The sequence below is a fragment of the Variovorax sp. Varisp85 genome (genome assembly GCF_047304045.1).
GTDB lineage: Bacteria > Pseudomonadota > Gammaproteobacteria > Burkholderiales > Burkholderiaceae_C > Variovorax.
The window spans coordinates 1-26442 of record NZ_JBGLYN010000045.1 but is presented as its reverse complement, the minus strand read 5'-3'; the positions used below and the strand labels follow the sequence as shown (position 1 = coordinate 26442).

Here is a 26442-nt window from a genome sequence, read left to right as displayed (position 1 = left end):
CTTCAGACGGCGTTCGACGCGCGCAGCGCGGCGATCTCGGCATCGCCGTAGCCAAGTTCCGCGAGGATCGCTTCGGTGTGCTCGCCGAGCGCGGGCACCGGGTCCATGCGCGGACCGGTGTCCCAGGTGCCGGGCGGCAGCATCGCGGGCACGGGGCCCTTCGCCGTCGCCACTTCGCTCCAGCGGCCGCGCGCCTGCAGCTGTGGATGGGCCCAGACCTCCTTCATCGTGTTGACCTGGGCGTTGGCGATCTGCGCGAGTTCCAGCCGCTCGACCACCTGCCTGCCGCTGAGCGAGGCGAAAGCCTCGACGATGATCTCGCGCAGTGCGGCCCTTTGCGCCACGCGCTTGAAGTTGGCGGTGAACCGCGGGTCTTTCGCGAGCTCGGGCTGTTGCAGCACCTTGTCGCAGAAGCTGGCCCACTCGCGCTCGTTTTGCAGGCCCAGCATCACGGTGGTGCCGTCGCCGGCCGGGAATGGGCCGTACGGGTAGATCGTCGCGTGGCTGGCGCCGGTGCGCGGCGGCGGCTCCGCGCCTTCGAAGGCGTAGTAGAGCGGGTAGCTGTTCCACTCCGCCAGCGACTCCAGCATCGAGATGTCGATGCGCTGGCCCCTGCCGGTCTGGCCGCGCTGCAGCAGCGCGGCGAGGATGTTGCTGTAGGCGTACATGCCCGCGGCGATGTCCGCGATCGAGGGCCCCGCCTTGCAGGGCTCCTCCGGCGTGCCGGTGACCGAGACGAAGCCGGCTTCGCTCTGGATCAGCAGGTCGTAGGCCTTCTTGTCGCGGTACGGCCCGGGGCGCTCGGGATCGTCGCCGTAGCCGGAGATGTCGCACATGATGAGTCCTGGCTTGGCGCGCGAGAGCCGGTCGAAGCCCAGGCCCAGGCGCGCAGCCGCGCCGGGTGCCAGGTTCTGCACGACCACGTCGGCCTTTTCCATGACCAGGCGCTCGAGCACGCGGGCGGCCTCGGGATGCTTCACGTCGAGCGTGAGGCTCTCCTTGGAGCGGTTGGTCCAGACGAAATGCGACGCCAGGCCGCGGACCCGCTCGTCGTAGCCGCGGGCGAAGTCGCCCGAGCCGGGACGCTCGATCTTGATGACGCGTGCGCCGAGATCGGCGAGCTGGCGGGTGGCGAAGGGAGCCGCGATCGCGTGCTCCAGCGTGACGACGGTGATGCCCTTGAGTGGCTGCATGGCGTGTTTCCTTCTGCGTTGCGAAACGAGTCAGCGCAGGACGGCGGTGGCGTCCATCGTCAGCCAGCCCTCGTGGTCCGAGGCCCAGAGCCGGATGGTCTTGCCGTCGGCCTGCGGCTGGCCGCTGACGTGGAAGGCGTTGAGGTCGAAGGTGGGCCGCACGGCCTTGAAGCGGAAGCTCGCCACGTCTGCATCAGGCAACTGGCGGCGCAGCAGGTCCATCAGCAGCGTGGCGATCAGCGGACCGTGCACGATCAGGCCCGGATAGCCCTCGACCTGCGTGACGTACTGGCGGTCGTAGTGGATGCGGTGGCCGTTGAAGGTCAGTGCCGAATAGCGGAACAGCAGTACGTCGTCGGGAACGATCTGCCGGCGCCACGCGGCCTCTGTCGGCGCCGCCTGCGGGGGCGGGGGTACGTCGTGCGGGCCCTGGGCCTCGCGATAGACGATGTCGTGGAACTCGACTAGCGCCGGCGCAGCCTCGCCATTGCAGCGGATCTCGTGCCGTACCTTGACGAACACGAGCTTGCCGGTGCGGCCTTCCTTCAGCGTGACGTCGTCGATGGTCGAGGTTCGCGTGACCTGGTCGCCCACGCGGATCGGCGCGCGGAACTCGAACTGGCTGCCGGCCCACATGCGGCGGGGCAGCGGCACCGGCGGCAGGAACCCGCCGCGCTTGGCGTGGCCGTCGGCGCCGATCTCGCTTTGGCGGTGCATGGGCAGGAAGTAGAGCCAGTGCCACAGAGGCGGAAGCGCCGTGCCGGTCGGCATCGGCGCGGCCGGGTGGTCGAGCGTCGCCGTCAAGGCCGCCACGGGCGTGGGATGGATGGTGTCCTCGAGGCGCTCGCTGCGCCCGACCCATGACTGCAACTGATCCGAATGTACGTCCACTCTCGTGTCTCCTTGGTTTGCTGCACCCAGCGGCAGCAGGACTAGACGGGAGTGTGCGGCGCATCGAACGCCAAGTGAATTGCATTATTTGAGGATATTGATGCAATTCATGGAACAAAGAAACGGGCTGTCAATGCCTCGCGCACTCCTTCTTCGCAAGTGCGATGAAGTTCAATGAATACGGTATTGGACCGCGTGACGGCGTATTCCTGCAGTCCATCGCCACTCGACCAGCCCGCCGCCAAGAGGCGGGCCCCACCTGAAGACGTATTCATGAAGCCCTGGGTTTCCAAGCTCCTTGCATTGCTGCGACCTGCCGTGATGCCGGCATCGGTATCCGGAGATGCGTCGGAGCCGGCGCCCGCGCTGCAGTCGCTGCCCGGCGAGCGCGTCGGCATCTCGGGAACTGAACCGTTTTTGTCCGCACCCCCATCAGCACGAGGAGGCCTCTCCGGGACACCCAGTGATGTCGCGAACGATCGCCGACATCGCTCACCGCTTGACGAGGTCGTGCAGCGCACAGCGACTTGCCCGGACAAGTTCGGCACTGCGAATCTGCAGGGTCGAATCATTCCGCCCCGTGCCGCAATAGATCGTTTCCATTGCATCGAGGCCATCGTGCGCCGCATCAACGGAACCACCACGACCGTCCCGCTCATCATCCGTCTCGACACTGGAGAGGACGTGGACTACTGGCTTCACGGCGGCATCCTGCCGCTGGTGTGGCGTGACTATGTGTCCGGCAAGTCCGAAGAGCATGTGTCTCATTTGGCGAAACGGCTGCAGCCGGAAATCGGAGGACCCCAGCACGAGTTGCCCGACGCCATGCCGGGCAGTGACGTGCCCAGTGCAAGCCAAGGCGCAACTCTGGGCTGACCTGGCAGGAAGGCCTTCTGCCCTTCCTTTCCCTCTCTCTCGAAGCAAGCCCGCTGACCTCTTGTGCGTGACGGCCATGTTGCCGCTGCACCGGCGCCTGGGTATCAATCCACCGCACGCGCAGCGCATCGACTGGAAGCCAGAACGCATGGAGGCCGCTCCGATTGGCGACATTTCCATTCTGTGAGACAGATGTGCGGCGACTGGTTACAGCGGACTCTCGTCGCTCAGATGTACAGCAATCATCGTGGCTCGGGGAGCTTCATGGGACCGGCTGATGGCCCGCTTCACTTCAGCCCGGGCACGGCAAACAGTTCGGTCGCCCAATCAGAGAACGCTCGCATCGCCGGCGAAAGAAAAGTGTGATGGGGGTACAGAAGCGATACCGGCACAGACTCGGGCCGCATGCCTGCCAGCACCTCGACCAGATCTCCTGACTGCAGATGGTCCGCCACAAGAATTTCGGGTAGCTGGATCAAGCCGAGGCCCGCGAGGCCAAGCTTTATGTACAGCGCAGTCTCGTTGACCGCCACAGTACCGGGGACTGGGACGTCGAAGATCACTCCCTCATCGATGAAATGCAACTCGCTGCCCCTTCGAGTCGTGCTGGAGAAGTAATGGACCGCTCGGTGTCGTTGCAAGTCTCCCAGCACTTCCGGGATGCCGTTGTCTTCCAGATAGGAAGGAGCCGCGCACGTGATCCAGCGCAGATTGCCTAAGCGTCGAGCGACCAAAGCCGAGTCATTGAGGCTGCCGGTGCGGATTACGCAGTCAACACCTTCCTGGATCAAGTCCACTTGGCGATCATTGACACCGATAGCCAGGTAAATATCCGGGTACTGTCGCCGGAATTGACCCAACTGCGGCAGGATCAAGGCATGTGCAATGCCGCCCGGCACATCTACGCGCAGTCGCCCTTGCGGGCGCTCGTCATGGCGCAAACTGGATTCGGTGTCCTCGATCAGCTCAAGAATTTCGCGACAGCGAGAGAAGTATCGCTCGCCTTCTGGTGTCAGGCTGAGGCTTCTGGTGGAGCGGTTCAGAAGGCGCGTCTGCAGATGTCTTTCAAGCCTCTTGATGAGGCTTGTGACGGACGATGGCGGCAAGCCCAGGGTTTCCGCTGCGCGCACAAAACTCCCGCTTTCGACCACGCGAAGGAAAACCTGCATTGCTTGTACGCGATCCATATCTTGTCCCAATAGCGGTAAAGCAAGCGACGTCATAACCCATTGTTCGGGTTTCCTGAATGATGAAAACCTCCCGGGCTCCTTTTTCTGCGCTGCTGCACTCCTTAAAGTGCGTCCACATGATGCCTACGGCCAAATCAACGATGTCTGATCGAGGCCCGCAACTTCTGATGCCACTGAGCCATACGATGAACCAAACCGATCCTAACTCGACCTCTCAAAACATCCTGGTGCTCGGCGCCGGCGAACTCGGCATCCCGGTGCTGCGCAACCTTGCGAAACGGGCGAAAGCCGTGAACGGTGCGAAGATCAGCGTGCTGCTACGTGCAAGCGCCGTGGAGTCCAGTGCACCGGACAAGCAGCAAGCTATCGCGGAACTCAAAGGTCTCGGAATCGAGATCGTCATCGGCGATCTTGTGAAGAGCTCCATCGACGAGCTCGCCGTCGTGTTCGCGCGATATGACACAGTCATCGGTTGCGCGGGCTATGCAGCCGGAATCGACACGCCGATGAAGTTGGCGCGGGCTGCCTTGCAGGCGCGAATTCCAAGGTACTTCCCATGGCAGTTCGGAGTCGATTTCGATGTGATCGGTCGCGGCAGCCCGCAGGACATCTTCGATGCACAACTGGACGTGCGCGAGTTGCTGCGCAGCCAGCACCAGACCGAGTGGGTCATCATCTCTACAGGCATGTTCATGAGCTACCTGTTCGAGCCGGAATTTGGCGTGGTCGACCTGCAGAACGACGCGGTCCACGCGATCGGCAGCCTCGACACGGCCGTGACGCTGACCACTCCCGATGATATCGGAGCGCTGACTGCAGAGATCGTCTTCACCACGCCCCGTATCCGGAACGAGATTGTGTTTCTGGCAGGCGACACCGTGACTTACGGTGAGGTCGCCGACAAGCTGCAGGCGGGCCTCGGCCGCCCCTTCAGCCGTTCGGAATGGAGCGAACAGTATCTGCTGGACGAACTGGCGCGTGACCCGACCAACATGATGCGCAAGTACCGTGCGGCCTTTGCTCAAGGGCGCGGTGTTGCATGGGACAAGCGCGGGACCTTCAATCAACAGCGCGGCATTCCGGTCACCGACGTGGCATCTTGGATCAGCGCCAACCTCGTGTCGGGCCGCGGCAATCGGTCGTGAGTTCGGTCATCGGCCGCCTCTTCGATCCTCATGCCTTCGACATCGACGAGCTCAATGCGCGACTGAACGCTCGCGAGTAAGCGCGTCAACGACAGCCGCCGATCGCTGCTCTGTACTCCAGCGCCGACAGGATCGAAGGCTCCAAGCCTTTTGCGGAGAAGCGCAAGCCAGTCTGGCAAGGTCGGTAAATCGGCGAAAAGCGCGTCGATCACCGCCCGAGGCAACTTCGCGATCGGCGTTGATGCAGCAACGGCGCGGGCACCCTCCATATGGCCCACGTGAGGGCGCCGATACGGCGAGCTTGGCGGCCGGGTTGGGCTCGGCAATGGCGGCGAACCAGCAGTCTATGGGGAAAAGGACGCGCTGCAGAATCACATTCCCAGCGCCTCGGTGGCTTTCAGAACTTGGCGCGCCACACTCTCGATCGGTTCGCGCTGCAGCATGGCTCGCTCGCGCAGGACCTCGTAGGCTTCGTCTTCCTTGAGCCGACGCGCATCCATGAGTGCACGCGTGGCTTTGTGAATGACTTGCTGGTGGGCCGCCTTCTGTTCAAGGCGCTGTATGTAGTGCTCCCTCGATCGGCGTTGCTTGCTTTGATGCAGTGTCAGCGCGAGCGCGGTCAGGACCCCGGCTGGCCTCACGGGCGAAGCAATCGTCGTGAATGCGTTCAAGTGCAGTACCGCCGCAAGGGTGATGGGATTCTCGAACGCAACGATGGGAATGACGGGAGGTGCATTTGGCCTTTCAAGCCACGGGCAGGGCTGCGACAGTGTGTCGGGGTGAACGGACATGAGGACCATGTCGGTACCCTGCGGCAGAGTGTCTAGCGCAGGCCATGAGCAGCTGAACGAGCACCCAATGCGCGAAAGCTGGGCCGTGAGTTCCTCCCGGTCTGCGTCATCGGGGTGGACTACCAGCAACCGCAGTAGGCGGATGTCTTTGAAGATGGCCTGACTGTCGTTGATTCTGGTCATGCGGCCCCCACTGCAACCTTGCCTGTGCCGCTGAATCGCGGGTGCGGGCGGCCCGCCCACGCGGGTGGGACATGCGACATGACGTAAGGGTCCGCAATCACGGGTTCGGGTGCTTCCGCCAGGATGTCGAAACTGCCGTTGGCATTGCATCGTCCAATGCGAGGGTTCAGGTGGGTGTGGTGGTTGCTGCCGTCCACGCAGATGCGTCCTTGCGGTGCGTCCATTTCCAGGCCCGCCATGGCGCGCGAGATATGAACCGGCTCCGTGCTGCCGCTTACGCCTATGGCTCGGACGAGCAAATGGGTTTGCACGTAGGCCGCCTCCCAGGAGGCATTGGTGCGTGCGTCGGCCCCAAAGCGCTGGCGATAGCGCTGGATGACTTTGCCGTTGGCCTCCGTGTCCACAGACTCGAAGTAGGTCGAGCAGGTGATCAGCCCCTCTGCCAGTTCGGTGCCGATGGTCTGGACGTCGGCCTCGCAACTCATGTGGCTGGCAACCGGCACCCTCTGACGATCGATGCCGGCGCGTTCCAGCGCTCGGTGCAGTCGGGCCATACCTTCACCCACCACGGTGGAGTAAATGAAATCGACACCGCTGCGCCGGATGGCCTGGGCCGCTGCTTCGTAGTCAAGCGCACCGGCATCAAGCGGCAGGTAGGTTTCCAGGGTCTTGCTGCCGCCGCGCTCGTGAATGAGTTCGCTCATCACGCGGTTGGCTTCGTGGGGGCAGACATAGTCTGATCCGATCAGCGCGACGCGGCTGCCATGGCGTTCGAGCATGTAACCCGCGAGCGGCAAGATGTTCTGGTTGGGCACTGCACCGCCGTAGAACACATTGCGGCTGAACTCGAAGCCCTCGTAGGCCGTGCCGTAGAACAGCAGCGCGTCGTGTCGTTCCACCAACGGAATGACTGCCTTCCGGCTGCTCGACATGTAGCAACCCAGGAACAGCCGGATGCCGCCTTCAATGATGAGTTGCTCACTTAACTGACCATACAGACGCGGGTCGGATGCGGGATCGACACACACCGGGACAATCTCTCTGCCGAGCACGCCGCCGGCGTCGTTGATTTCCTCTATGGCCATCAACGCGGCTCTGCGCTGAGTTTCCTCGACAGCTGCCGTTACGCCGGTTGAAGAATAAAGAACGCCAATCTCGATGGGTGCCATGTGTATGAATGTGCTGTGCTGGGTTCACCATGCAGCACCGCGATGGTGCGGTGTAGGTGTGCGGACGCGGTGCATGCCGCTGCGAAGCGGCTCTCGGCGCAAGAAGCGAGCCACCGGCTCCCGTCGGTCCACCTGTGAAAGAAGCACACAGACGCGCAAGGTGGGGACTACTTGCATGTAGTCGTGTTGAAAGGTGGCACGCCGTTTGCATCATGGAAGCAGTCTCTGGGATGCGCACCATCTTCAAGCACCCAGGACACGTTGCTGCGGACAAAGGCGTCCATGGCGACAACGGCAAATGAGCCCGACCCCTCCGAGGGGTGCGGGCTCTTTTTTTTTGTTCGCGAATTTCTTCAGTCGGAGTGAAGCAATGAAAAGACGCAATTTTCTGTCTGCAGTGGGATCGGGTGTCGTGGCGGTGTCGGCTGGCAATCTTTCCGAGACCGCGCTCGCGGCGACACCTTCGGGCAGTGATCCCGTCAAGCTGGGTCTGCTGTTCTCTCAATCTGGCGCCATGGCGAACAACGAGTCGTTGCTGAAGGACATCTCCCTGATGACGATCGATCAGATCAACGCCAAAGGTGGTGTGATGGGGCGCAAGGTCGAAGGTGTCGTGGTGGATCCCGCGAGCGACTGGCCGATGTATGCACAGATGAGCAAGCAGTTGATCCTCAGCGAGAAGGTGGCGGCCATCTTCGGTTGCTGGACCTCGGTTTCGCGCAAGTCGGTGTTGCCTGTAGTGGAGGCGCAAGACAGCCTGTTGTTCTATCCGCTGCATTTCGAGGGCGAGGAGCAATCCAAGAACGTCGTCTACCTCAACTCTCCGCCCAGCAGCTCTGTGCTTCCTGCAGTTGAATACCTGATGACCCCCCAAGGCGGTGAGGCCAAGCGATTCTTCATGTTGGGCAGCGACTATGTTTGGCCGCGCACCATCAACAAAATGCTCAAGGGTTACCTCAAGACCAAGGGTGTGCCCAACAGTGCTATCCGCGAGCAGTACGTTCCCTTCAGCCATTCGAACTTTCAGTCGATCGTGCGCGACATCAAGGCCTTCGCGGCGCAGCCCGGCGGCCAGGCCATCGTGGTGCTGACAGTGGTGGGAGATTCGATTCCCGCGATGTTCAAAGAGGCCATCAACCAGGGCATTCGCGCCACAGACATCCCGATCCTCGGCCTGGACGTGGTGGACAGCGATCTCGAAGGTCTGGACACGGCGCCACTCACAGGGCATCTGAGTTGCTGGTGCTACTTCCAGAACATCGATACCCCTGCAAATCGCCAGCTCAAGTCCGACTGGGCGAGCTATGTCAAGGCCAAACAACTCAAGCACCGCCCTGACATGGTGATCGACCCCATGGTGAGCACGGTAATGGGAATCCAACTATGGGCGCAGGCTGCTACCAAAGCAAAGTCGTTCGAGCCCGCGGCCGTACGCAAAGCCATGGCGGGCATGACGGTCGCGGATCCCGCAGGCTACGTCGCGAAGATGGATGCGACCAATCAATACCTGTGGCGCGGCACCATGATCGGCTCCATCAACGCCAAGCAAGGCTTCGACATTCTCTGGAAGTCCAAGGACATCGTTGCGCCGGTTCCGTACAGCCCTTTCGTCAAGGCGTGATCGCGCCTGTGCGTGGCCGACGTGCACGGCACGTCGGATCTCCTGACTGTGGAGCTTTCTCATGAAGTCTTTGTTCGAACCCTTGCGCGGAACAGCGCGTTGGCGCCGCTGGTTCCAGCATCTGATGCTCGCGTGCCTGTGCGGACCATTGCTGCAGGCACAGGCAGCCATGCCGGCGCAAGAGCGCAGCTCAATCGTCGCGTCCATCTGTACCGATCCTGGGGCGTATCGCGGCGCCCTGGATCGCATCGTTCAAGCGGTGGTTGGCACCTCTTCGGCGGACGCGGCCTGGGGCAAGACATTGCTGGAGCGGCTTCAAGCCGTGGCGGTGATCTGCCGCGCGCAAGGTGCCCCGGTGTTCAAGGTGGACCACGGCGTTGTGGACGCGGCTACGCTCGAACCCGTCACCGAGGCCGTCGACGAATTGCCCATGGTGCCTACGCTGGTGTTGGCGCGATTGCTGAAAACGTCGCAGGCAGAGATAGAGCTTTTCAGTCCCGATGTGCTCGTTCGCCGAGCGGCGGCCCAGCGGATGAGCCAGGCATACGCACAGATCAACGAACCCCTAGTGCGGTTGGCATTGTCCAAGGCTGCGGACCCTGAAGTCATCGCGACGCTCGAGCTCGCTCTGGCCAAGCGCAGCCTCGCCAGCGGGTCAGTGGAAGTGCGCGTCGAAGCCATACGCGCCATGGGTAAGGCGCCCAGCGAAAGCACACGCTCTCTCTTGCAAAAGTACCAAGAGGATCGCCCGGATATGAGTGCCGGCGAGCGCGCGGCACTGACGCAGTCACTGTCGCAGATTGATCGTGCACTGGAGGTAGGGAAGGCCGCTTCGATCTTCTTCAGCGGCCTGAGCTATGCGGGGGTTCTTCTCATCACCGCACTGGGTCTGTCGATCGTGTTTGGTTTGCTCGGTGTGATCAACCTCGCGCACGGGGAATTCATCATGATCGGTGCCTATGCCACCTATGTGGTCGAAAAATGGCTTCAGGCTCACGCGCCTGGTTGGTTCGATGCATATGTGTTCCTCGCCATTCCCTTTGCTTTCCTCGTGTGCGCGCTGATCGGGATCGTGCTCGAGATGACCATCATCCGACACCTCTACAAAAGGCCGCTGGAGACGCTGTTGGCGACGTGGGCGGTCAGCATCGCCTTGATCAAGCTGGTACAGATCCTCTTCGGCTCGCAGAACGTCGAGTTCATCACACCGTCGTTCTTGCAGGGAGGGGTGCAGTTGTATCCCGGTTTCTTTGTCACCTGGAATCGCGTGTTCGCCATCGCGCTGGGGTTGGTCATTTTTGCGACTGCCTACGCGCTGATCCGCCAAACACGGTTCGGTCTGTTGATCCGCGCCACCACGCAGCGACGGGATACCGCGCGGGCGCTGGGCATTCCTGCGCCTTCCATCGACCGCCTAGCGTTCGGCCTGGGCAGCGGCTTGGCCGGCTTGGCTGGTGTTGTGCTCACGCAGATCGCCAGCGTGAATCCTTCCATGGGCACCAGCTTCGTGATTGATGCCTTCATGGTGGTGGTGCTCGGTGGGGCAGGCAGTTTGGTGGGTACGGCCGTGTCCTCCCTGGTTTTGGGCGAGGTCAACCAGTTGATCGAACCGTTCCATGGCGCTGTGGCTGCCAAAGTGGCTGTTCTGCTGCTCATCGTTTTGATCATCCAGCGCCGCCCACAGGGCCTCTTTGCGCTCAAGACCCGGGGTTGACCCATGCTGAATTCCGTTTCTTCCCTTCGATCCCCTTCTTGCACAACCAGCCACATCGGCTTGCCTGTGCTACTCGTGTGCGCGGCGCTTGTGCTGCCGCTCTTCAATGCGGTCTTTCCGCCCGGCCACCCGCTGCACCTGTCATTGTTCGTTGTGAATCTGGTGGGGCAGATCATGTGCTTCGCGCTGCTGGCGCTGGCGCTGGACTTCGTGTGGGGTCTCTTGGGCGTGTTGAGCCTGGGACACGGCATCTTCTTCGGCATAGGCGGCTACGTGATGGGATTCCACCTTCTCAACGCAGCTTATGCAGACACGCGTGTGTTGCCGGATTTCATGCAGTTCATGGGATGGAGCACGTTCCCCGCGGCGCTGCAGCCCTTCGCCGCACTACCTGTGGCTGTGCTGTTGGGCCTGCTGCTGGCGGTGTTCGTGGGGGGAGTGGTCGGCTTGGCAGCGTTCCGGTCACGCATCAACGGTGTGTATTTCTCCATCATCACCCAGGCTTTGACATACGCGTTGATGCTTCTGCTGTTCAACAACGACCTAGGTCTCGGCGGCAACAATGGGTTGACGGGTTTCACGCTGCTGGCAGGCTTCCATCTGGCCCACGAGTCGACCCAGGTGGCATTGGCCAGTCTGTCGGCCGTCGTGCTGGCGGGGGTGTTCGTCCTGCTGCGCGGACTGGCGGTTTCCGGCTTCGGGCAAGCCATGGTGGCTGTACGGGACGATGAGGCGCGGTTGCGCTTTCTGGGTTTCAGGACCGACCGCATCAAGCTTGCCGCATGGTGTTTATCGGCCGCCGTGGCCGCGCTGGCCGGCATGCTGTACGTGCCACAGGTCGGGATCATCAATCCTGGCATCGTCTCGCCCACGCTCTCGGTCGAGATTGCGGTGTGGGTCGCCATTGGTGGGCGCGGAACACTGACCGGTGCAGTGCTCGGGGCGGTCGTTCTCAGCTGCCTGAAGTTCTGGCTGAGCGCCGAGATTCCCAGCGCCTGGCCTTTCGTGCTGGCGGGCATCACGCTGCTCATCACGGTGGCCTTGCAACACGGGCTTTGGGGCGGGTTGCAAAAGTTGCGTATCTGGAAGGCGGCGTCATGAGCCAGACGACCGCCCTGTACATCAACGGGCTGAACGTTCGTTTCGGAGGCTTCGCGGCCATCACCGATCTCACACTGGAAATCCGCTACGGCGAGACACGTGCCCTGATTGGACCGAACGGTGCAGGGAAGACCACCTTGATGGACGTCATTACTGGCAAGACACGACCCAACAGTGGCGAGGTCTTTCTGGACCGCACGCTGGATCTGTCCACGCGCGGTGAGGCGGAGATCGCGCGCAGCGGCATCGGGCGCAAGTTCCAGAAACCCAGCGTTTTCGAAGCATTGCCGGTAGCGCAGAACCTCGAGCTGGCTGTGCGGCGCGGGTTGGGCTGGGGCGAGATGGTGATGTCGCGGCTGAGCGTCGCGCAGCGGGAGCGCATCGAGGAGGTGCTGGTGACCATCGGCTTGCAGGAAGAGCGTCAGCGCAAGGCGGCCGAGCTCTCGCACGGCCAGAAGCAGTGGCTGGAGATCGGCATGTTGCTGGTGGCCGAGCCCAAGGTGCTGTTGCTGGACGAGCCGGTGGCCGGCATGACAGAGGCGGAGTCCGAGCGGACGATCGAATTGATTGCGTCTCTGCGTTCCCCCGCCCGGGCCATCGTGGTCGTGGAACACGACATGGAGTTCGTCGATCGTGTGGCTGATCTGGTGAGCGTGCTGCACGAGGGACAGCTGTTGGGCGAAGGATCGATGCAGGCGGTGCGAACCAACCCGAAGGTCATCCAGGTCTATCTGGGGAGGTGATGGTGATGCTCAAGATTGAAGGACTGAACCAGTACTACGGCAGCAGCCATGTCTTGCGGCAGGTGAGCCTGCAGGTAGCTGACGGAGGCTGCACGGTGCTACTCGGACGAAACGGCGTCGGCAAGACCACTCTTTTGCGCTGCCTCATGGGACTGCTGCCCATTCGTTCAGGTCAGGTGATGCTGGGTGGTCAGGAGGTGGCATCGTGGACCCCCGAAGCCCGCGCGCAGGCAGGGATGGGCTACGTTCCTCAGGGCCGCGAGGTGTTTTCGGAGCTCACGGTGCGTGAGAACCTGCTCGTGGGTGAAATCACCGCTGAGCGGCGGCGCCGGCCGGCAGGGTCAGGAGGCGGTGCCGGACAGGATCGCCGGCCCCGCCACACCTACGAAGACGTCGTGAGCCTGTTTCCCGTGCTCAAGAGCATGGGGCAGCGGCTGGCCGGGAATCTCTCGGGCGGTCAACAACAGCAGTTGGCCATTGCACGGGCGCTGCTGACCCAGCCGAGACTGCTGATCCTCGACGAACCCACGGAAGGCATACAGCCCTCCATCGTGCAGGAGATCCAGGCCGTCATTGCCTCACTCAAGGGGCAGTTGTCGATTCTTCTGGTGGAGCAATACGTCGACTTTGCAGAGTCGGTGGCCGACCATTTCACAGTGCTCGTGCGAGGACAGGTCGTGGCCAGTGGTGAAGGCCGTGACATGGCGGCTACCGACATTCGTGCCCTGATCTCGGTCTGACCATCCCGGCTGACCATCCCCTATTTCAACTCAACACAGTAAGGAAAAAAATGGACTGGCTCAAACAATCGATCATGCACACGCGAGGTGTCGCCCGCGGTCAAGTGGGGCAGACTCATGAGCTGAGCGAGGCCCGCCAGGGCACCTTTCACTACACGATCGGCCCGTACTCGCAGCCGGTGATGCAAGTCGCGCCAGGTGACCGTATCGTTGTGGACACCCGTGATGCGTTCGACGGGAAGATCCAGACCGAAAAGGATCTTCCGAGCCAAAAGCTGAAAGTGCCATTCCTCAATCCCCAAAGCGGCCCGATCATGATCGAGGGTGCTGAAAAGGGCGACGTGGTAGCTGTCCACATCGAGTCGATGTTGCCGCGCGGCGCCAACCCCCGAGGCACTTGTTGCCTGATCCCACGCTTCGGCGGACTCGCAGCCACGGATTTCACTGCACTGCTCAACGATCCGCTGCCGGAGATCACTCGCAAGATCGACCTGGATGAAGAAGGGGTGTACTGGAGCCGACGCGTCACGCTGCCCTACCGGCCGCACATTGGCACTCTGAGCCTCTCGCCCGAGATCGACTCCATCAATTCGCTCACTCCCGACAACCACGGGGGAAACATGGACATCCCCGACATGGGGCCAGGCAGCATCACCTACCTGCCGGTTCGTTCGCCCGGCGCGCGGCTGTTCATTGGCGATGCGCATGCCTGTCAGGGCGACGGCGAGGTCTGCGGCACGGCGGTGGAATACGCCAGCAGAACCACGATTCACGTCGACCTCATCAAGGCTTGGGAGATCGACTGGCCCCGCCTGGAGACCGAGGACAAGATCATGGTGATCGGCAGTGCGCGGCCGCTCGAGGACGCTACCCGCATCGCCTACCGGGAACTGGTGCTCTGGATGGCCCAGGAGTACGGCTACGACCAATGGGATGCCTACATGATGCTCAGCCAGTGCGGCAAGGTTCGCCTGGGCAACTTTGTGGACCCCAAGTACTCGGTGGCTGCCGGCGTGGAGAAGAAATACCTCGCTGACCTGGCTTGAATCCGTTGCTCAGACACAGGAGATCGATGTGGACCTGCGATTGCAAGGATTGAACGCCGTTGTCACCGGCGGCACCAAGGGGATTGGACGAGCGATCGTCGAAACGCTTCTGGCTGAGGGGGTAAGGGTCGCTTTTTGCGCACGCCACGGCGCCGAAGTCGCACAAGTGCAAGCCGAACTCTCGGCCGGAGGCGCGAAAGCTCGGGGCCACGCACTGGATGTGAGGGATGGCGACGCGCTTAAAGCTTGGGTCGCCGAGGTCAACGGCGAGTTTGGCGGCATAGACATTGTCATTGCCAATGTCAGTGCGCTGGCCATTTCGCACGACGAAGCTGCCTGGCGCAACGGGTTCGAGGTGGACTTGATGGGCACAGTCCGTTTGGTTGACGCGGCCATGCCTTCGCTGGAAAAGAGTGCACACGCGGCCTTGGTCACCATAGCCAGTGTCTCCGCGCGAGAAATCGACTTTGCCTCCGGGCCATACGGCGCCGTCAAGGCCGCGATCGTGCACTACACGCAAGGCTTGGCTTTTCATCTGGCGGGCAAGGGCATCCGTGCCAACTCCGTTTCACCGGGCAACACCTACTTTCCCGGCGGTGTCTGGACGCAGATCGAAACTGACAATCCCAAGTTGTTTGCGGAAGCGCTTGCGCTGAATCCAACAGGGCGGATGGGAACGCCTCAGGAAATGGCCAATGCGGCGGTGTTTCTCGCGAGTCCGGCGGCGAGCTTCATTACCGGGACCAACTTGGTAGTTGACGGAGCGCTAACGCGTGGAGTTCAACTTTGACTTAGAGCTCGCCGGTATGTTGATTTCCATCCAGAAGTGACCCAGTGGGGGTGCGGATAAAAACTTGGACTGGTTTATGCCGCAAGTCCAAGGCTCACCCGGTATTCGATCGGGCTGAGGGAGCCGAGCGAGATCTTGATTCGCTTTTCGTTGTACCAGCGGATGTACGCGTCGAGCGCCTCGACGAATTGCTCGATGTAGCAGTTCAGGCGGGTCAGCGTCGCGTCGATCCACGAACGGTCGAGGGTTCCGACCTTGATGTCGGCCACCATCTTGTTCTCGATCACTTGCTTCTGATGCGCTGCAGCGAGCAGGCGTCTGCATCGTCGAAGGGCACGCACAGGAGGCCGTCCTCGTCGCCGATGACCAGATCGCCCGGTTCGATGACCATGCCGTCGATCGAGATCGGCACGTTGATTTCGCCCGGACCGTCCGCGTAGGGGCCGCGGTGCGTGACGCCTGCTGCAAAGACAGGAAACGAACCTTCGCGGATCGCGCCTGCATCACGGATGGCACCGTTCATCACGAAGCCGCCCAGCTTCTGGTTCACGGCGTCACCGACCATGATTTCGCCGATGAGGGCGTTAGTCAGATCGCCACCGGCGTCCACCACGACGACATCGCCAGGCTTGGCCAGTTGGAGCGCCTTGTGGATCATCAGGTTGTCACCGGGGCGCGCCTTGATCGTCAGCGCCGGGCCGGCCATGCGGCCAGGCACTACCTTGATCATGGGAGCTGCATCGAATTCACCAAGGGCGTTGAGCTAGCCATCCCAGCGTTGTCGCCTCCACGCTGCTTGGCGCATAAGCGTGAAATGTGGCAGAGCTCGCGGCCATCACCCGTGACAGATCGACACGCGCAGGGTTTGTACCGACTCCCACATGTCAGCGTTGACAGCTATTCGACAGCTTGCAAACGCCACGATTGCGGCTCTGCTGGAAGGCGGTCCTGGATTCGCTTTCCTTCCCCAGCCGGTCTTTATGTCAGGCTGACTTGCAGAGTGGCATCCAAGAATCAATCTGAAAAATACAGAGGCAAAAAATGAAACTCAAGATGTTCGCGTACACCTCGCTTGCGGCCGCCGCGGCGCTGACTATGACGTTGACCGCATGTGGTGGCGGCTCAGACAACAACAACAGCTTTCCCTTGATCGGCATCGGTGCCAATACGCCGCCTCCCGCGGTCCCGAACACACCCGCCGAGCCGCCTGCTCAGGAGCCTGCCGATCCGCTCGCCAAGGCGCCGTCGGACATTCGGACCACCTGGTTCGGCATCAGCAACTGGCACTATCAGGTCGGCGACCTTGGCTTCATCCTGGACGGCGAGGTCGTCAACTCCGGTCGCACACCCAATCCGGCAGCCGTCAAGAAGGCCTTGACGGCGTTGACCAAGCGCGGGACTGTCGACTTCTTTCTCGTAGGACATGAGCATGGCGACCACGCCCTGCAGATCCCTGAGTACGCAAAGCAAACTGGAAAGCCGATCTACGCCCCCGCCGCCGTTTGCGCAGCTGTGGCCGCGTATGGCAACCCCGAGTCGCAATGCACCACCCTCAAGGGCGGCGAAACATTCAAGATGAACGAGTTCGTGACCGTGCGCGTGGTGCGCTGGTTGCACAGCCTGGACTGTGGGCAGGCAGGCAACGGCACGGCAGGGGTGGAGACATTCGGATTTCTCGTCACCGCACAGACGAAGAACAAGGACAAGGTACTGACGCTCTATGTCTCCGACAGCGGCGCGGGAGGCGTCGACCTCTTCATCCCCCGAGTCGTCGGCAAGGGCACGCCTTCGGAGACCGTCTACGGCGCGCCTTTCTCCAACCTCGCCGACGCTGTGCGCGCGGCCAAGGTGCCCAACATCGATGTCTGGCAAGGTGGCCCCGAATCGCGCGTGGTCAACCAGGCGCGCGTACTGATGCCGGCCTTCGGCATCAAGTATTTCCAGCCCCATCATCTCGGTACTCGCGCCACCTTGGTCGATGGCGTGAGCGTGGGCTACAAGCTCGAATACGGACTGCATTTCCCTTACCTCGAATCGGAAGTTCCGTTGCTTACGGCGTTTATGAAGAGCAATGGCACGACCCCGATGAATCCGTCGAACTATTTCGACGCCTGGGTGCTCGATGCCGCGGGCTTCCGACCTGTAGACAACGCTGACGTGAAAGCCGATTACGGCCTGCCAGCCACTGGCCCTGGCCCCGGAAAGCAGGGACCGAACCCCCGTTCCGGACAACTGGAATGCGTTAACGATTGATTTCTAGAGGGGCCGCTTTGCGTGTATGAGCTGGCCCCTTGAATGACAGGACACGGTCTATCGCTTATCTTTAATGATAGGGGTAGGACTGTGAGTACGACACGACTAGGAATACGGATACCGTCGAAGTGATCATGAGGGATCAGCGCCGCAGGCGCTGGTCCCTTGCAGAGAAGGCCACGCTGGTTCGTCGAAGCTATGAACCTGGCATGAGCGTGTCGCTCGTGGCGCGCCAGGAAGGCGTTGCTGCCAGCCTGCTGTTCCAGTGGCGCAAGCTCGAGCGACAAGGCGCGCTGACGGCTGTATCGGCGGGCGAAGCGGTGGTGCCGGCCTCGGAGCTGGCCGCCGCTCGTGCCGAGATCGCCAAGCTACAGCGCGTGATTGGCAAGAAGACGCTGGAGAACGAAACCCTCAAGGAAGCTGTGGAGTTCCTCTTTGACGACGGGGGCGCCGACATCGCAGCCGAGACCCGGGAGATAGCTCGACAGCCGAGCCTAGCCCCGTCAACACAGCTGTGCAGTCCCCAGAGCAACGGCATGGCCGAGAGCTTCGTGAACACGTTCAAGCGCGATTACGTCAGCCGCATGGACCTTGTCGACGTGAGAACGGTGATGGCGCAGATGGCCGCCGTCTTCGAGCACTACAACGAGGTGCACCCGCACTCGGCAGCCCTTCAAAGAATTCTTTGTTGAATAACCGAGCTGACGGATAGTGGGTCTGACGCGTTTGCCCAGCTTGATGTAGAGCTCAATGGCTCGAATCCGATCTTCGTAGGAATACATGAACTACCTCCTGGTAGTCCAAGTTTTCGTTCGCACCCCCAGTTGGCCCGAATCAGAGTGAGGTCAACTTTGGCGCTAGAAAATTCGCAAAGTCCTTCAATTGCGGTGCGATTCTGTGCTTGAGCGTTTCCAGATCGAATTCCGCGCTCATACCCGCACAGGACACCACGTACTTCCAGCCACTTCCTGAGCCGTCGCCACAAGTGCAAGCGACGGCGTTGATTCCGAGGCGCCACGCACCAATGCTTGTGCAAAATCGATAGCTGTCCCATTCAGCCTGAGCCGCGCGCATTTCTTCAGCGATCCTGGCCCGGACGTCAGCCGGAAAATTGAGCCATTCCTGTTCGACCTCGTGCTTCTTCGCGTCATCGGACACGGACCAGAAGACTCTGCCCGCCGCCGCCTGCCAAAGCTTCAGCCGAGTCCCGACGCCGGTTCGGACCTGTACTTGCGCTGGGCCCGATGCGTGAGCCACATAGATGACTTCGGAGCCGGCTTGAATATTCAGCGCTACGGTCGACGCTCCGATCTGGTTCGCGAAATCCTGCAGAAACGGAGTTAACGACTGGACGCCGGCCATGCTGTCCATGACTGCGTAGCTCCATGCCATCGTCGCGGGACCGAGCCGGTATTTCTTGATCGCGCTGTCATACACCAGGTGTTTGGTGATGGACAACGTGTAGGTCATCCGCGTCACCGTCGATCTCGCCAGCCCCGTGCTTTGAGCAATGTCCTCGTTGCCCAAAGCGGTCACGTCACGGGTGAACAGCGCAAGGATGTCCAGCCCTCGGCTGAGCGCCGTGACGAAGTGCCTCGATTCCTTTTTCTCCTCAAGCGTCGTGCTCAGGTCGGTGAGCAGGTTTGATGTTCGAGCCAATACGTGCATCCCAAGAGCGAAACGATGACGCGAAGCATACCGGTCACACGCTTGCTGCCTGGACCCAAGTTCAACGCCATGATGATTACTGCATTGCAGTAATCATTACTGCTTGTTGACACATCGACAGTAGACTTTTTAGAATTTGCTGAAGGCTTCAGGGGGCGCCGATCCCGGCACCTGAGGCGACTCGGAGAATTTGGAGACTGGTTATGAGTGGAAAGCAATCTGCGCTTGATGGCGTGGTTGTCATCGATGCGTCACGGGTGTTGGCCGGCCCATACGCTGGTCAGATCCTCGGCGACCATGGCGCAGAGGTCATCAAGGTGGAATCCTTCGACGGCGACGACACGCGGCGGTACGGTCGCCCGGTCGCCGACGGCAGCGCGCCCTATTTCCTGGGTCTGAACCGCAACAAGAAAAATGTCGCGCTGGATCTGAGCGCGGACAGCGGGCTCGATACGCTTCTCTCGCTTCTGTCGACGGCGGACGTGTTGATCGAGAACTTCAAGATGAGCACGTGGCGAAAATGGGGTATCGACGACCTGTCGACCCTGGCCACCAAGTTCCCGAATCTGATCCACTGCCGGATTTCGGGGTTCGGAGAAACGGGCCAGATGGGCGGGCTACCCGGTTACGACGCCGCGATCCAGGCCATGTCAGGCCTCATGAGCACAAACGGCGATCCTGCGGTCAAGGCGGCCCGGGTCGGCATTCCGCTGGTCGATGCAGCGACGGGCGTTCAGGCTGCGCTCGGCGTCATGCTTGCGCTCTACGAACGTGAGCGATCGAAGAAAGGACAAATGGTGGAAGCGACGCTGTACGACACGGCGTTGTCGCTCCTGCATCCCCACGCGGCGAACGTGCTCTATGGCGGTGAGGCCACCAGGACAGGAAATGGCCATCCCAATCTGGTGCCATACGACCTTTATCAAACGGCCACGATCCCGATCTTCATTGCGGTAGGCAACGATCGGCAGTTTGCGACGCTCTGCCGGCATCTGGGTCTCGTGGATGTCATTCAGGATGCGAAGTACGCCACCAACGTCAGCCGAATCGCCAATCGTGCGCAAGTGACCGAGCGCCTGTCGCAAAAACTGGCCGAGCGGGATGGCATGACGCTGTTCACCGAACTCATGGCGGCTGGCGTGCCTTGCGCGCCCGTACTCACCGTCGACGAGGCCCTCAAGCTGCAGCACACGTCTGACCGGGAAATGGTTCTCGAGAGAGATGGCTATCGCGGCGTGGGCATTCCCATCAAGCTCAGCCGCACGCCCGGACGACTGAGATCGCTGCCACCGAGCATCGGTCAACACAACGCTGAAATCCTCGCGCGATTCGGAATCTCCGCGGAGCCGGCGGCCACGAGTAGCTGAACGCAGGATCTTCGCGCGCCGAAGGGCTGGTTCGGCCACTCACCGTCTCTGCCGGCTCTTTCATACGCATCGCCGACGCGTGCGGCGCGTCCGTTGCAGCAAAACGGAACGGCGTCGGCGCGATTCGTCCATTCAGGCCATCGGCATCTGAACGTCGGAAATCGCGCGCCACGAAAGCCGCCAGTCCACCGACATTTTTCGCAGGTATTACGTTCTACACAACCAAGGAGCCAAGCGTTGACCCATCCCAAATACGTCCTGTCGGGCAAGCAGATCGTCATCTCGACGACGTTGGCTTTGCTCGCACTGGCGACCGCCGCACAAGAATATCCGAGCAAGCCAATCACGCTGGTCGTCCCTTTTCCTCCGGGCGGCAGCACGGATGTGCAGGCCCGCCTGGTCGCCAAAGGTCTGCAGGAGCAGCTTCGCGCCACCGTCATTGTCGACAACAAGGCCGGCGCGTCCGGCGCCATCGGCACGAAATACGTCGCAAAAGCGGATGCGGACGGGTACACGCTGCTGTTCGGAAGCACATCGTCGCTGGCTGCGGAACCGGTACTGAATGAAAAGGCCGGATTCGACCCACTGAAGGATTTCGCCATGGTCAGTCTGTCGACCGACCTCCCGTGGCTCCTCGTGGTGGAGTGCCAGAAGGGACCGAAAGACGTCGCGAAACTGATCGAGGCCGCGAAGGCAAGGCCAGGCGCACTCAACTACTCTTCGGTCGGCTACGGCAGTGCCAGCAATCTGGTCGGAGAGATGTTCAATCAAAGCGCGAACATCAAGGCTGCACACATTCCTTACAAAGGTGAGGCTCCTGCCATCACGGGTCTGATCGGTGGCGAAGTCGAGTACACCTTTGTCAGTCCGGTGGCGATGCCGCATATCGTCAGCAAGCGAATTTGTCCGCTGGCTGTCACTGGAAACTCGCGATTGGCCTTGCTGCCCGAGGTGCCGACGTTCAACGAACTGGGCCTCAAGAACATGAACTTCAACGTGTGGTATGGGATCGTCGCGCCCGCAAAGACCCCTGCGAAGATCCTGCAGACACTCGAGCGTGCCTCGATCAATGTGGTCAAGACACCGGAGTTCGCGAAATCGGTCGCGGCTCTCGGCATCTCCGGCGTCGGCACGAGCGGCGCAGCATTTGCCAAGCGCCTGGAAGCCGATCAGGCCGCCATCCGAGCGCTTTCGAAAACTGCGAGGCTCAAGGAATGAGCGACAACGCTATCCAGCACTATGAGTATTGCGACGTGGAGCAGCGCGGCCATGTCTTGATCGTCACGATCCGCCGGCCCGAGGTGCGCAATGCGCTGCATCGGCCAGCCTGTCTGGAGCTTGAAAAGATCTTCGACAGGTTCGAGGCGGACCCTTCATCCTGGGTGGCCATCATCACTGGGGAAGGCGACAAGGCATTCTGCGCCGGGAACGATCTCAAGTTCCAGGCTGCCGGCAACGACAACACCTGGCCGCCGAGCGGCTTCGGGGGCATCACCGGGCGGGTCAATCTGCAAAAGCCGGTGATTGCCGCTGTCAACGGCGTCGCCTTGGGCGGAGGGTTCGAAATCGCATTGGCGTGCGACCTGATCATTGCATCGGAAGACGCAGAGTTCGCGTTGCCTGAGCCGCGTGTGGGTTTGGCCGCCATCTGTGGGGGACTTCTGCGGCTTTCGCAACAGATCGCCTACAAGGAAGCCATGGGGATCATTCTGACCAGCCGGCGTGTCAAGGCATCGGAAGGCAAGTCCCTGGGCTTCGTCAACGAAGTGGTCACCAAGGATCAGGTGCTGGCGACAGCACTGCGGTGGGCAGAAGAAATCCTCAAGGCATCGCCGCTCGCCATCAGGGCCTCCAAAGCGCTTGTGCAAGCCGGACTGTCCGAGCCGGACATGAGTGCAATCTATCCAAGGCAAAAGCAGTTGCCGGAGGTCGCTGCACTCTACGCAAGCGCTGACCGGATCGAAGGCCCGAAAGCCTTTGCTGAGAAGCGAATTCCAGTTTGGTCAGGCCGATAAGCGTGGCATGAAAAAATCGCTTACCGCACCTCAACGGTGCTGAACAAGGCGATCACAGCCAGACAATTCGAGCCGACGATAGAGGACACCAGCGCTGCGATGTCCCCAGGCGTTTCTTACATGCGGCGGATCGGCATGAACGATTCCGAAAATGGATCTGGCTTGTAGCCAGCGGCATTGAACAGATAAGCGCGGGACTCGTCGATCGCGGCGCGCAGTTTTGCTCGATCCACGCCGAGCACGACGCCATCACGTTTGCGCAGCCGCCCACCGATGATGACGGTATCGACATTGCTGCGCTCAGCCGCGTGCACCACAGTACCGATCGCGTTGTTGACCGGGTAGATGTTGAGGTCCCTCGTTCGGATCAGAACCACGTCGGCTTGCTTGCCCGGCGTCAGGCTGCCAGTGCGCTTTTCCAGTCCCGCGGTTGCTGCACCGTCGATCGTGGCAGCCTGCAGCAACCGGGAGGCATTTGTCGATGCCGCCACATCGGGATTGCCACCGTGCCCCAGCACCCGTCGCAGATAGAAGGCCACGCGCATCTCCATGAACATGTCACCGCTGTAGGAGGTCTCGTTATCGACGCTCAGGCCAGGGCGAATGCCATGCTCGAGCGCCTTCTGCCACGCATTCATGCCATCCTCGATGCCGTAGTGGGCATCCGAACGTGGGGTCACGCTGACGCGCACACCTGCTTCGCGCAAGATCTTCCAGGCGGATTCCGGCAGACCAATGCAGTGGTTGAAGATGTTGTCACTACGTAGCAGCCCCTTGCGGTGCAGGTCCGGAAGTTGGGCCGCCAGGTCGGCGCCAATGAACTCGGTCACGATGACAGCGCCCAGTTCCCGTGCAACGGCCCACTGGTCCGTTTCAAGCTTTGGAAAGGCGTCCATCACGCCAAGTGTCAACAAGCCTGCAGGCCGATTGGCGAGGTACTTGGCATGCAGACGCGCAAGGTTGCCCGGCCAATGTGCCGTATCCCAATCGCCCGCGACCGGCGCCCCGGTGACGTGCACCGCCCGGATGCCTGACTCGAGCAGTGCGTCAACTGCGGCGTCGGAGTGCGCGGCCGTACGGCTGTTGTGCGAATCGTCGACCACGGTAGTGATACCGGCATCGATGCAACCCAGCGCCGTGATCATGTTGCCTACGTAGATGTCGCGCGGGCGGTAGTACTTGGCAAATGAGAGGTGGGTGGCGTTGCTATAGTCCTCGAGCGTTGCCGCATTGGGGTTGATGCGACGCAGTTGGCCTTCCCAGGAATGACGATGAGTATCGACCATGCCTGGCATGGCGATCATGTCCGCGGCGTTGATTACTTCGGCTCCGCCAGCATCAAGATTCACGCCGATGGCAGCAATGGTGCCGTCGGCAATCAGGATGTCTCCCTTGGGCATATTGCCGACTTTTTCATCCATGCTGATGATCGTGGCGCCTCGAATCAGAAGCTTGCGAGGGGGCGGTGCCAGCGGTGCCATCAGCTCGGCGCCCCGATCGAAAATTGCTGATCTTTCACGGGCGCCAGCGGCTCCAGCCAAGTATGTTGCCGCGGCAAATGCAAATGCGGTACGGCGGGTGATAGCAGAACTCATTCTGACCTCATGATCGTATGGTTGGATGGGAATGCGATGTGCCATAACTGGCGCCATGGGACGGAATCTATGATTTCGACATTCTTTAGAGAAGAACGGAACTTGGAATTGAGATTTACGAAGATCGGAAGAATTGAGTCAGATCGTCAACCGCGCGTTTCCTTCCAGATCGAAGTTCTCAGCCCTGATATTTCTAGGAAGGACATCGGACCCGACGGTTTCACCAGCTTGAAAAAGCTAAGATCCGCTGTCGATCTGTAGATTGCCGATCACAAGATCGGCTCCGACCGTTCAATTGGAAGGCGATCCCCACGAGATCTTGGTCAACGCCGCACGGGTAAAAGGCGCAGTTGACGTCGCGACGGACAAGTGGGGAACGGATTGGCCCGCCACATCAGCCATGGATGGCGACGATCACCATGCAGAGTGCCCAGAAGACATGCAGTTCGCAGCCCCCCAGGCTCCAGTTCCATTTACCGCCCGAGATCTTGTACGAGGCCGCTCCCGCGGAAAGCATGAACAATGCCCCAAGCCACGCGGTGTATGGCTGCAGCAGGTTGAACACGAGACCGATAGTCGCAATGATTTCAATGATCAGCGACACGATGACGAAGAAGGCGACTGGGCGCAATCCTGCGGACTCGAAGACCTTGTCCACAGCTTGGCGCGCAGTGAACTTCGCAACGCTGTGCGGGATGAACATCAATCCGCAGAGGATGGAGAGCAGCCGTACTGGATCGTCGATCATGGCTTAGCCGAGCCGCTGTTTCAGGGCCTGCATGGCAAGCAGCAAATCAACGATGAGCTTGCTGCCACCCTCATCGGTGAACTGTCCTTGCGCATCGAACTTTTCCGCGCAATGATTGATGAACACCTCGGGCTTGTTCACCGTGAACGCATCCATGAACACCAGGACCTTGCGCAGGTCGTACTGCACGCGCGCCGTCCCGACTGGCCCGGGGCTCGCGCCGATGATGCCGACGACTTTGCCTGTGAAGGGGGGCTCCGGCGGGCGCGACATCCAATCGAGAGTGTTCTTCAGCACTCCGGGGATGGAGAAGTTGTATTCTGGTGTGGCGATCAGCAGTCCATCCGCGCGGCGCACTTTTTCCTTCAGCGCTGCGACGGCGGCGGGTTCACCCTGAACGCGCTGATCGTCGTTGTAGATGGGAACATCGCCGATGCTTGCGATCTCGATCCTGATTCCTGAAGGCGCGAGTTTCTGAGCTGCTTTGAGTGCCAGCGTGTTGTAAGAGCCGGCGCGGAGGCTGCCGGACAGGCCAAGAATGTTCATCGGGTTTCCAGTCGAAATTAGACGAGGTCCGCGGACCTATGCCGCGAGTCTTGTAGTGAAGTAATCCACCTGGTGCCGCGCGATACGCAGATTGCCAACTTCGCGCTTCACGCGCAGGTGTTCGGGGTGACCCGCGTAGGCCTCCAGGTCTGCTTGGGAGGCGAATTCGCTGTACAGCACGACGTCGCACGCATAGTCCACGCCGCTTGTATCGATTCCAATTTCCAGGTGCAGAAGGCCGGGTATTCGCCCGCGAAGGCTGTGGAAGCTCTCCGCGAGCTGGTCAGCGTTTTGCCGACGCTGTTCAGGCGTTTCGCCGCGCAGCTTCCACATGACGATGTGTTTGATCACATTGCTCTCCATGACGCTTACTTTGCGGGCGGAAAGCCCGCCTTCTGAGGCCATAGATTCTGGAAGGCATGGATACTGCTTGATGCATAGACGCCAGCGTGCGTGAACGGCTCGTCATTGAGCCATGTGAGTGCATCGTCCCGGGAGGCGAACTCGATCGACAGCAAGCTACCGATCATCGACGTTCCGTCGTCCGTGAGAAGGGGGCCGGCAAAGGCGATCCGGTCAGCTACCTGGGCCAGATATGCTTTGTGGGCGGGCCGAAGTTGCAGGCGTAGCTCCTTCGAACCAGGCTTGTCGATCAAAAAGAATGTGTAGAGCATTTTGGGATATCGCATCCTCGCAAGTGCCGTGGACAGGGAACATCGCAGTCGGCGGGTTGACGCTCGCAATATCGAAGAAGCCCCAAGAGCGCGGCGTTCAACCGCGCAGTTCTTCGGGGAAAACAAAGGCCACCGGACATCGGACACCGCCGACGATCGGCTTGGCTTGCCTTGACTCGTCCAGGTCCTTTACTCGAGGTCGTGGAGCCTGGGCGTTGATGATGGTCGCGATATGCCGGCGTATCGAATCACCACCGACGGGGGCCGCAATGGGCCCCGGGGGGGGGGGGTGGTTTGGCCGGGGAGTGGTTGACGGGGGGGGGGGCCCCGGGCTCCCCCCCCGGGGCCCAGACCCCCCCGGCCGCCGGGGACCGGGGTAGCCC

Annotated in this window: 25 protein-coding genes and 2 pseudogenes; 14 read left to right on the top strand and 13 right to left on the bottom strand. The window is 61.2% G+C overall.

What is annotated here, in order from left to right; all coding sequences use genetic code 11:
* Positions 1–2: 2 nt before the first annotated feature.
* Both ACCC97_RS18250 and ACCC97_RS18245 read right to left on the bottom strand, forming a co-directional pair.
* Positions 3–1193, bottom strand: coding sequence for a CaiB/BaiF CoA transferase family protein (locus tag ACCC97_RS18250; RefSeq protein ID WP_209535048.1), 1191 nt, complete (start codon positions 1191–1193; stop codon positions 3–5).
* A gap of 30 nt (positions 1194–1223) precedes the next feature.
* A complete protein-coding gene (locus ACCC97_RS18245; RefSeq protein WP_413334215.1) occupies positions 1224–2084 on the bottom strand; it encodes a MaoC family dehydratase N-terminal domain-containing protein in 861 nt (286 codons plus the stop codon).
* A 273-nt stretch (positions 2085–2357) separates the two neighbouring features.
* Between ACCC97_RS18245 and ACCC97_RS18240 the strand changes: the two genes are divergently transcribed.
* Positions 2358–2960 (top strand): hypothetical protein, encoded by a 603-nt coding sequence (locus ACCC97_RS18240; RefSeq protein ID WP_209535052.1) that lies wholly within the window; start codon positions 2358–2360, stop codon positions 2958–2960.
* 287 nt (positions 2961–3247) lie between these two features.
* On the opposite strand, the gene ACCC97_RS18235 is transcribed toward ACCC97_RS18240, so the two are convergent.
* Positions 3248–4147 carry a LysR family transcriptional regulator gene (locus ACCC97_RS18235; RefSeq protein WP_209535053.1) on the bottom strand — a complete coding sequence of 300 codons (900 nt, stop codon included), beginning with the start codon at positions 4145–4147 and terminating at the stop codon, positions 3248–3250.
* A gap of 188 nt (positions 4148–4335) precedes the next feature.
* Here ACCC97_RS18235 and ACCC97_RS18230 point away from each other — a divergent pair, with 188 nt between their 5' ends.
* Complete coding sequence (locus tag ACCC97_RS18230; protein ID WP_209535054.1) at positions 4336–5295, top strand: aromatic alcohol reductase; 960 nt, start codon at positions 4336–4338, stop codon at positions 5293–5295.
* Positions 5296–5666: 371 nt separating this feature from the next.
* On the opposite strand, the gene ACCC97_RS18225 is transcribed toward ACCC97_RS18230, so the two are convergent.
* A complete protein-coding gene (locus tag ACCC97_RS18225; protein WP_126184674.1) occupies positions 5667–6269 on the bottom strand; it encodes an ANTAR domain-containing response regulator in 603 nt (200 codons plus the stop codon).
* Entirely contained in the window at positions 6266–7438 is a 1173-nt protein-coding gene (locus tag ACCC97_RS18220) for a transporter substrate-binding domain-containing protein (protein WP_209535055.1), read from the bottom strand. Before ACCC97_RS18220 ends, ACCC97_RS18225 begins: the two co-directional genes overlap by 4 nt.
* Positions 7439–7808: 370 nt before the next feature.
* Here ACCC97_RS18220 and ACCC97_RS18215 point away from each other — a divergent pair, with 370 nt between their 5' ends.
* The 7 genes from ACCC97_RS18215 (at position 7809) to ACCC97_RS18185 (ending at position 15193) form a co-directional block, all read left to right on the top strand.
* Complete coding sequence (locus ACCC97_RS18215) at positions 7809–9059, top strand: urea ABC transporter substrate-binding protein (protein WP_209535056.1); 1251 nt, start codon at positions 7809–7811, stop codon at positions 9057–9059.
* A gap of 61 nt (positions 9060–9120) precedes the next feature.
* Positions 9121–10773: an urea ABC transporter permease subunit UrtB gene (urtB, locus tag ACCC97_RS18210; protein WP_261380360.1), complete on the top strand. Its 1653-nt coding sequence runs from the start codon at positions 9121–9123 to the stop codon at positions 10771–10773.
* Positions 10774–10776: 3 nt separating this feature from the next.
* Positions 10777–11874: an urea ABC transporter permease subunit UrtC gene (gene urtC, locus ACCC97_RS18205; protein WP_145745829.1), complete on the top strand. Its 1098-nt coding sequence runs from the start codon at positions 10777–10779 to the stop codon at positions 11872–11874.
* On the top strand, positions 11871–12617 hold the full coding sequence (gene urtD, locus ACCC97_RS18200; protein WP_145745828.1) for an urea ABC transporter ATP-binding protein UrtD: 747 nt from the start codon (positions 11871–11873) through the stop codon (positions 12615–12617). The genes urtC and urtD overlap by 4 nt, the downstream gene beginning before the upstream one ends.
* A gap of 5 nt (positions 12618–12622) precedes the next feature.
* Positions 12623–13357, top strand: a complete 735-nt coding sequence (gene urtE, locus ACCC97_RS18195) for an urea ABC transporter ATP-binding subunit UrtE (RefSeq protein WP_145745827.1) — start codon at positions 12623–12625, stop codon at positions 13355–13357.
* A 50-nt stretch (positions 13358–13407) separates the two neighbouring features.
* Positions 13408–14403: an acetamidase/formamidase family protein gene (locus tag ACCC97_RS18190; protein WP_126184668.1), complete on the top strand. Its 996-nt coding sequence runs from the start codon at positions 13408–13410 to the stop codon at positions 14401–14403.
* 28 nt (positions 14404–14431) lie between these two features.
* The gene (locus ACCC97_RS18185; protein ID WP_145745826.1) at positions 14432–15193 is read left to right on the top strand and encodes an SDR family NAD(P)-dependent oxidoreductase; all 762 of its coding nucleotides are present in this window, start codon (positions 14432–14434) and stop codon (positions 15191–15193) included.
* A 74-nt stretch (positions 15194–15267) separates the two neighbouring features.
* Here ACCC97_RS18185 and ACCC97_RS18180 read toward each other — a convergent pair.
* Positions 15268–15390, bottom strand: a pseudogene (locus ACCC97_RS18180) (IS3 family transposase); the annotation flags it as partial.
* Positions 15385–15905: pseudogene (locus tag ACCC97_RS18175) on the bottom strand (RraA family protein); the annotation flags it as partial. The pseudogenes ACCC97_RS18180 and ACCC97_RS18175, both read right to left, overlap by 6 nt.
* Positions 15906–16234: 329 nt before the next feature.
* Between ACCC97_RS18175 and ACCC97_RS18170 the strand changes: the two are divergent.
* Both ACCC97_RS18170 and ACCC97_RS18165 read left to right on the top strand, forming a co-directional pair.
* Positions 16235–17446 (top strand): MBL fold metallo-hydrolase, encoded by a 1212-nt coding sequence (locus tag ACCC97_RS18170; RefSeq protein ID WP_261380358.1) that lies wholly within the window; start codon positions 16235–16237, stop codon positions 17444–17446.
* Positions 17447–17580: 134 nt separating this feature from the next.
* The gene (locus tag ACCC97_RS18165; protein ID WP_145745823.1) at positions 17581–18138 is read left to right on the top strand and encodes a transposase; all 558 of its coding nucleotides are present in this window, start codon (positions 17581–17583) and stop codon (positions 18136–18138) included.
* A gap of 142 nt (positions 18139–18280) precedes the next feature.
* Here ACCC97_RS18165 and ACCC97_RS18160 read toward each other — a convergent pair whose 3' ends face one another.
* Complete coding sequence (locus tag ACCC97_RS18160) at positions 18281–19114, bottom strand: IclR family transcriptional regulator (RefSeq protein ID WP_145745822.1); 834 nt, start codon at positions 19112–19114, stop codon at positions 18281–18283.
* A gap of 203 nt (positions 19115–19317) precedes the next feature.
* Here ACCC97_RS18160 and ACCC97_RS18155 point away from each other — a divergent pair, with 203 nt between their 5' ends.
* From ACCC97_RS18155 to ACCC97_RS18145, 3 genes are all read left to right on the top strand, one after another.
* Positions 19318–20481, top strand: coding sequence for a CaiB/BaiF CoA transferase family protein (locus tag ACCC97_RS18155; protein ID WP_145745821.1), 1164 nt, complete (start codon positions 19318–19320; stop codon positions 20479–20481).
* Between the two features lie 237 nt (positions 20482–20718).
* Entirely contained in the window at positions 20719–21699 is a 981-nt protein-coding gene (locus tag ACCC97_RS18150; RefSeq protein ID WP_186454226.1) for a Bug family tripartite tricarboxylate transporter substrate binding protein, read from the top strand.
* A complete protein-coding gene (locus ACCC97_RS18145) occupies positions 21696–22496 on the top strand; it encodes an enoyl-CoA hydratase-related protein (protein ID WP_145745819.1) in 801 nt (266 codons plus the stop codon). The genes ACCC97_RS18150 and ACCC97_RS18145 overlap by 4 nt, the downstream gene beginning before the upstream one ends.
* 116 nt (positions 22497–22612) lie before the next feature.
* On the opposite strand, the gene ACCC97_RS18140 is transcribed toward ACCC97_RS18145, so the two are convergent.
* The 5 genes from ACCC97_RS18140 to ACCC97_RS18120 all read right to left on the bottom strand — a co-directional run bounded on the left by ACCC97_RS18140 (position 22613) and on the right by ACCC97_RS18120 (position 26059).
* Complete coding sequence (locus tag ACCC97_RS18140) at positions 22613–24091, bottom strand: amidohydrolase family protein (RefSeq protein ID WP_261380357.1); 1479 nt, start codon at positions 24089–24091, stop codon at positions 22613–22615.
* 394 nt (positions 24092–24485) lie between these two features.
* Positions 24486–24839, bottom strand: coding sequence for a DoxX family protein (locus ACCC97_RS18135; RefSeq protein ID WP_145745818.1), 354 nt, complete (start codon positions 24837–24839; stop codon positions 24486–24488).
* A 3-nt stretch (positions 24840–24842) separates the two neighbouring features.
* Positions 24843–25385, bottom strand: a complete 543-nt coding sequence (locus ACCC97_RS18130) for an NADPH-dependent FMN reductase (protein WP_145745817.1) — start codon at positions 25383–25385, stop codon at positions 24843–24845.
* 36 nt (positions 25386–25421) lie between these two features.
* A complete protein-coding gene (locus ACCC97_RS18125; RefSeq protein ID WP_413334207.1) occupies positions 25422–25736 on the bottom strand; it encodes a Dabb family protein in 315 nt (104 codons plus the stop codon).
* Between the two features lie 17 nt (positions 25737–25753).
* On the bottom strand, positions 25754–26059 hold the full coding sequence (locus tag ACCC97_RS18120) for a YciI family protein (protein ID WP_145745815.1): 306 nt from the start codon (positions 26057–26059) through the stop codon (positions 25754–25756).
* Positions 26060–26442 lie beyond the last annotated feature (383 nt).

Bases quoted from the DNA above. Each gene is read 5' to 3' on its own strand.
- ACCC97_RS18250 (WP_209535048.1), bottom strand. From the start codon at position 1,193: ATGCAGCCACTCAAGGGCATCACCGTCGTCACGCTGGAGCACGCGATC.
- ACCC97_RS18240 (WP_209535052.1), top strand. From the start codon at position 2,358: ATGAAGCCCTGGGTTTCCAAGCTCCTTGCATTGCTGCGACCTGCCGTG.
- ACCC97_RS18235 (WP_209535053.1), bottom strand. From the start codon at position 4,147: ATGGATCGCGTACAAGCAATGCAGGTTTTCCTTCGCGTGGTCGAAAGC.
- ACCC97_RS18230 (WP_209535054.1), top strand. From the start codon at position 4,336: ATGAACCAAACCGATCCTAACTCGACCTCTCAAAACATCCTGGTGCTC.
- ACCC97_RS18225 (WP_126184674.1), bottom strand. From the start codon at position 6,269: ATGACCAGAATCAACGACAGTCAGGCCATCTTCAAAGACATCCGCCTA.
- ACCC97_RS18220 (WP_209535055.1), bottom strand. From the start codon at position 7,438: ATGGCACCCATCGAGATTGGCGTTCTTTATTCTTCAACCGGCGTAACG.
- ACCC97_RS18215 (WP_209535056.1), top strand. From the start codon at position 7,809: ATGAAAAGACGCAATTTTCTGTCTGCAGTGGGATCGGGTGTCGTGGCG.
- urtB (WP_261380360.1), top strand. From the start codon at position 9,121: ATGAAGTCTTTGTTCGAACCCTTGCGCGGAACAGCGCGTTGGCGCCGC.
- urtC (WP_145745829.1), top strand. From the start codon at position 10,777: ATGCTGAATTCCGTTTCTTCCCTTCGATCCCCTTCTTGCACAACCAGC.
- urtD (WP_145745828.1), top strand. From the start codon at position 11,871: ATGAGCCAGACGACCGCCCTGTACATCAACGGGCTGAACGTTCGTTTC.
- urtE (WP_145745827.1), top strand. From the start codon at position 12,623: ATGCTCAAGATTGAAGGACTGAACCAGTACTACGGCAGCAGCCATGTC.
- ACCC97_RS18190 (WP_126184668.1), top strand. From the start codon at position 13,408: ATGGACTGGCTCAAACAATCGATCATGCACACGCGAGGTGTCGCCCGC.
- ACCC97_RS18170 (WP_261380358.1), top strand. From the start codon at position 16,235: ATGAAACTCAAGATGTTCGCGTACACCTCGCTTGCGGCCGCCGCGGCG.
- ACCC97_RS18165 (WP_145745823.1), top strand. From the start codon at position 17,581: ATGAGGGATCAGCGCCGCAGGCGCTGGTCCCTTGCAGAGAAGGCCACG.
- ACCC97_RS18160 (WP_145745822.1), bottom strand. From the start codon at position 19,114: ATGCACGTATTGGCTCGAACATCAAACCTGCTCACCGACCTGAGCACG.
- ACCC97_RS18155 (WP_145745821.1), top strand. From the start codon at position 19,318: ATGAGTGGAAAGCAATCTGCGCTTGATGGCGTGGTTGTCATCGATGCG.
- ACCC97_RS18145 (WP_145745819.1), top strand. From the start codon at position 21,696: ATGAGCGACAACGCTATCCAGCACTATGAGTATTGCGACGTGGAGCAG.
- ACCC97_RS18140 (WP_261380357.1), bottom strand. From the start codon at position 24,091: ATGAGTTCTGCTATCACCCGCCGTACCGCATTTGCATTTGCCGCGGCA.
- ACCC97_RS18135 (WP_145745818.1), bottom strand. From the start codon at position 24,839: ATGATCGACGATCCAGTACGGCTGCTCTCCATCCTCTGCGGATTGATG.
- ACCC97_RS18130 (WP_145745817.1), bottom strand. From the start codon at position 25,385: ATGAACATTCTTGGCCTGTCCGGCAGCCTCCGCGCCGGCTCTTACAAC.
- ACCC97_RS18120 (WP_145745815.1), bottom strand. From the start codon at position 26,059: ATGCTCTACACATTCTTTTTGATCGACAAGCCTGGTTCGAAGGAGCTA.